Genomic DNA, 5,072 nt, shown 5'->3' on the forward strand with positions numbered 1-5,072 from the left:
GAACGTCCAGACCAACGTATTTCACTGCCTCCGTCATGACTCGTCTCCGCTGCTGACAAATCCATCATCAGCATCTCAGATTCGAGCCTCCAAGGCTCCGGCAGTCATGGGGTCTAAGCGTCTCTGCGCGCACTTATGGGTCGACTCTATGCGTCGACGACTCCAGCATTCCAAAGGCATCCATCGGACAGTTGTAGCATCGCCTCTCGTCGCAGAGCCGGCATATCGTCAGCGCCGAGACAGCGTCGTCAGACATCTGCGCAAGTATTGTCTCGGCAATACGTTCCAGCACGAGGCGGTCAGCATTCGAGACATGGCTAAGGATTTCGGATAAAGTCTCGTTTCTTCGTTGCAGGATCGCAGATAGGCGAGTCTCGCCTGCCTCAGTGAGCATCAGCGCTACTGCACGACGGTCCCGTAGCGCTTTGGATCGAACGGCGAACCCGGCTGCAACCAATCGATCGACAAGCCGCACCGTCCCCGCGTGGGACAAGCCTAGCACCCGTCCTAATTCGTCGATCGAAAGACCGGTCGCGTGACCGATGACGACGATCGCCGCGGTGGTTTCGCCACCGCCGGGTATCGTCGGGTCGAATGCCGCCTTCTTAATTCGATCGGTGATGCCCACTGCGAGGGCGCCGAACAGATTGACGAGCCGGTCCGAGAGTACGTTCAAAGGGTTGCCTCATTCATTGACGGCGTATAGTGTATGCGCAGCGCATATATCACGCCTGTCTAAGCATGAAGGCAGGTCATGCGCCATGATGAAAGCGAGGCACCATGTTTTCGACATTACACATAGCTGAAAAGACGACCGGCTCTCGCGGGTCTCTCGCGTTGCTGCGCTGGGCGCTGGTGGTCATCTTTCTCTGGTTCGGTTGCATGAAATTCACGAGCTATGAAGCGATGGGCATCGCGCCATTGATGAAGAACAGTCCGATCATGAGCTGGATTCCGGCCGTTTTTGGGGTGCAGGGTGGAAGCTATTTTATAGGCACCGTCGAGCTCGCGACGGCCGCTGCGCTGATTATCGGTGCTTTCAACAAGACGGCCTCCGCTCTCGGCGCGGCGATGTCATGCCTGACTTATGCCGTGACACTGACGTTTTTCCTGAGCACGCCTGGCGTCGCCGAGCCGACCGCTGGCGGGTTCCCGGCGATTTCGGCCGGAACCGGACAGTTCCTGTTGAAGGACCTGGTGCTTCTTGCGGCATCAGCGTGCCTTCTACTTGCGTCCATACGGACAGCAGACGCGTGACGGCAAACAGGTGATAGGCGACGCTCCGGACCTGCGCTTTTGCCGAACCATACCCGCCTCAGCCCATAACGATCGACAAACCCTGTCGCTTTGATAGGGTGTTCGAAAACATGCTTTCGAGGGTTTGTCGTACATGCTGGTCGGATATATGCGGGTGTCAACGACCGATGACCGCCAAACGGTCGATCTCCAGCGGGACGCGCTCGTCGCAACCGGGGTCGATCATCGGCATCTCCATACCGACAAGGCATCCGGCGCGCGCGACGACCGACCAGGCCTGAAAGCCTGCCTCGACTATCTGAACGCGGGCGACACACTGATCGTGTGGAAGCTCGACCGGCTCGGACGCTCGCTGCCGCACCTGCTGACGATCGTCACCGATCTGAAGGCGCGCGGCATCGCGTTCCGGTCGCTGACCGAGCAGATGGATACGACCACGCCGCACGGCGAATTGCTGTTCTCGCTGTTCGGTGCATTGGCACAATATGAGCGTGCGCTCACGCGCGAACGGGTGATGGCGGGACTGGCTGCTGCCAAACGCCGGGGACGCCAAGGTGGCCGCCCGCCGATGATCGACGCCGAAACGCTCGAGCGGATCACCGCCGCGCTGGATGGCGGGGCCAGCAAGGCGTCCGTCTGCCGGACCTTCAAGGTGCCGCGTTCGACCCTTCTCGGCACGCTTGCCCGGATCGGCTGGACCGCACCGGCCAAGGTCTAAGCCGATGCCGCGTCGCGCCGTCCTGTCGGACGAGCAACGCGCGGCGTTGCTCGCGCTTCCCGACGACGAAACCCTGCTCGTCCAGCACTGGACATTGAGCCGGGACGACTTGGCCATCATCGTCCGCCGGAGGCGACCGCATAACCGGCTGGGTTTCGCGATCCAGCTTTGCGCGCTGCGCTATCCTGGCCGTTTCCTGCGACCCGGTGAACTGATCCCTGATACGCCGCTCGCGTTCGTCGCAGAGCAATTGCAGGTCGGACCCGAGGTGCTGGCCGACTACGCGACGCGCGGCCCGACCCGGTACGAACAGCTCGATGCACTGCGCGATGCATTCGGCTTCATGCCGCTCAGTCGGCCGCTGCGAACGACGTTGCAGGAATGGCTCCTGCCGATCGCGCTGACGACGACCAGCGGGGCTAGGCTGGCGCGCGTGATGCTGGATGAGTGCCGGCGACGGCGCATCATTGTGCCGGGCATCAGTTCGGTCGAGCGGATGGTCGCACAGGCGTTGCTCGATGCCGAACGCCATGTCGCCGAGCATCTGACCCGAGGACTCGATGCTCGACAGCGCCGGCTGCTCGATGCGCTTCTCCTGCCCCACACAGGCACGAACTTGAGCGATCTGGCCTGGGTGCGGCAGTCACCCGGCAAGCCCGGCCGAAAGACATTCGCCGCCATCATCGAGCGACTGACACTGCTTCGGGCCATCGGGATCGATCCGGATATCGCCGTAGGCGTCCATCCCGAGCGCCTCCGACGCCTGTGCCAGGAAGGCGTGCGGCTGACCGCGCAACATGTTCGGACGCTGCAAGCGACGCGGCGTCGCGCCACATTGGTGGCGACCATCCTCGAAACCATCGTTACCCTCACCGACGATGCGGTGCTGATGTTCGATCGCCTGCTTGGGCAGATGTTCCGGCGCGAACAGAACAGCGCGGACACGACACTCAAGCGCAACCGGCGCACCATCAACGGCAAAATCCGGCTGCTTGCCCAACTCGGCGCTGCCTTGCTCGCCGCCAAGATATCAGGTGGCGATATCGGCGCTGCGGTCGAGGCAGCGATCGGATGGAATGATCTCGGCCGCGAGGTCGATGAAGCCCGCAAGCTGATCCGCCCCGATTCGGTCGATCCCGTCGCGGTCGCCGCGACCAATTACCCCGTCCTCCGACAGGTCGGTCCCTCGTTCATCGCCTCGTTCACATTCGGGGCGGTGCCAGCCTGCCATGCGCTCGCGCGAGCGGTCGCGATCATGCGCGACCTTCATTTTGGTCATCTGCGCAAATTGCCTGCAGGCACGCCAGTCGGCTTCATCCGGCAAGCTTGGCGTCGGGCGATCGGCACCGGCATTCCCGATCGCAGGATCTATGAATTGTGCGTGCTGGTCGAGCTTCGCGACCGGCTTCGCGCCGGCGACATGTGGGTCGAGGGAAGCCGACGCTATCGTGCTGTCGAGCAGCAACTCATTCCTGCCCCCGTATTCGCCAACATGCGCGCGGCCGGCCCCTTGCCGATACCGGCACCGGATACGGCCGATATCTGGCTGGCCGAACGACGCGCCCGCCTCGCCCGTCGATTGGCCGAGGTCGAGCGAAAGGCGGAGACGGACGCGCTGGAAGACGTGCAGCTCAGCTTGGGCAGGCTGCGGATTTCGCCCTTGAAGGCGATTACTCCCGAGGAATCCGATACCGCCCTTGCGCCGCTCTATGCGCATCTGCCCGCGATCCGCATCACCGACCTTCTTGCCGAAGTCGATCGATGGACCGGGTTCAGCCAGTGCTTCACGCATCTGCAAAGTGGCCGTGCCGCGGATGAACCACGTGCGATCCTCACGGCGGTGCTCGCCGATGCCACCAATCTGGGCCATACGCGCATGGCGGAAGCCTGCAATCTCGTGACCCAGCGCCAACTCGGTTGGCTCGCCTCGTGGCATCTGCGCGAGGAAACCTACGGTCGCGCGCTCGCCCGGCTTGTCGACGCCCAACACACCGCGCCGCTGGCCGCGCTGTTCGGGTCCGGCACCTCGTCCAGCTCAGACGGTCAGAACTTTCCGCTCGACCGCCGCGCCCAGGCAACCGGCGCAGTCAATCCGCACAAGGGGACAGAGCCGGCTGTCTCCTTTTACAGCCACGTCTCGGATCGCTACGCGCCGTTCCATTCCACAGTTATCTCCGCTTCGGCGAGCGAGGCGGCACAGGTGCTCGACGGGCTGCTCCACCACGGCGCCGATCTGCACATCGAAGAGCATCACGTCGATGGCGGGGGCGTCTCCGACCATGTGTTCGCGCTATGTCATCTGCTTGGGTTCCGGTTCGCGCCGCGTATCCCGAATATCGCCGCACGCCGTTTGCACCTGTTTAACGGCATCGAACCCGGCCCCGATATTGCGCCGCTGGTCGCGGGCCGCATCGACGAAGGTCTGATCGAGGCACACTGGGACGACGTGCTGCGACTGGGAACCTCGATCCGCACAGGCGTCGTCAGCGCCTCGATCATGCTGGAACGGCTCGGCTCCTATCCACGCGCCAACGGCCTGGCACTGGCGTTGCGCGAGATCGGTCGCGTCGAGCGTACCCTGTTCACGCTCGACTGGATCGAGCAGCCCGAACAGCGTCGCCGCGCCACCCGCGAACTCAACAAGGGAGAAGCGGAAAATGCCCTGAAACGCGCCATCTTCTTCCATCGCATCGGCCGTATCCGCGATCATGCGCTGCAAGCCCAAAGCCATCGGGCGAGCGCGCTGAACCTCGTCGCCGGTGCCATCGTCCTGTGGAACACGACCTACCTGCAAGCCGCCCGGATGCATCTCGCCAACCTCGGCCGGCCGGTCCCGCCGGACCTGCTGCAACACCTATCACCGCTCGGTTGGCAGCATATCAATCTCACCGGCGATTACCTCTGGACCGATCCCGATGCGCCATCCACCGCGCTCAGACCGCTTCGCCAGATGCGCGCCGTCGAAGGCACGGCAAAACCTTAGACCCCATGACTGCCGGAGCCTTGGAGGCTCGAATCTGAGATGCTGATGATGGATTTGTCAGCAGCGGAGACGAGTCATGACGGAGGCAGTGAAATACGTTGGTCTGGACGTTCA

General features: G+C 63.0%; 4 protein-coding genes. 3 read left to right on the forward strand and 1 reads right to left on the reverse strand.

Annotated features, from left to right (window positions below; translation table 11 throughout):
* Window positions 1–133: 133 nt before the first annotated feature.
* Window positions 134–676: a MarR family winged helix-turn-helix transcriptional regulator gene (locus ACP690_RS17915; protein ID WP_010339851.1), complete on the reverse strand. Its 543-nt coding sequence runs from the start codon at window positions 674–676 to the stop codon at window positions 134–136.
* A 104-nt stretch (window positions 677–780) separates the two neighbouring features.
* Between ACP690_RS17915 and ACP690_RS17920 the strand changes: the two genes are divergently transcribed.
* The 3 genes from ACP690_RS17920 (at window position 781) to ACP690_RS17930 (ending at window position 4,958) form a co-directional block, all read left to right on the forward strand.
* Window positions 781–1,257: a YkgB family protein gene (locus ACP690_RS17920; protein ID WP_010339850.1), complete on the forward strand. Its 477-nt coding sequence runs from the start codon at window positions 781–783 to the stop codon at window positions 1,255–1,257.
* Window positions 1,258–1,390: 133 nt separating this feature from the next.
* Window positions 1,391–1,975 carry a recombinase family protein gene (locus tag ACP690_RS17925; protein ID WP_010339849.1) on the forward strand — a complete coding sequence of 195 codons (585 nt, stop codon included), beginning with the start codon at window positions 1,391–1,393 and terminating at the stop codon, window positions 1,973–1,975.
* Window positions 1,976–1,979: 4 nt separating this feature from the next.
* The gene (locus ACP690_RS17930) at window positions 1,980–4,958 is read left to right on the forward strand and encodes a Tn3-like element ISMpo10 family transposase (protein ID WP_012449407.1); all 2,979 of its coding nucleotides are present in this window, start codon (window positions 1,980–1,982) and stop codon (window positions 4,956–4,958) included.
* The last annotated feature ends 114 nt before the right edge of the window (window positions 4,959–5,072 follow it).

The sequence above is a fragment of the Sphingomonas sp. DC4900 genome (genome assembly GCF_049896485.1).
GTDB lineage: Bacteria > Pseudomonadota > Alphaproteobacteria > Sphingomonadales > Sphingomonadaceae > Sphingomonas > Sphingomonas aquatilis.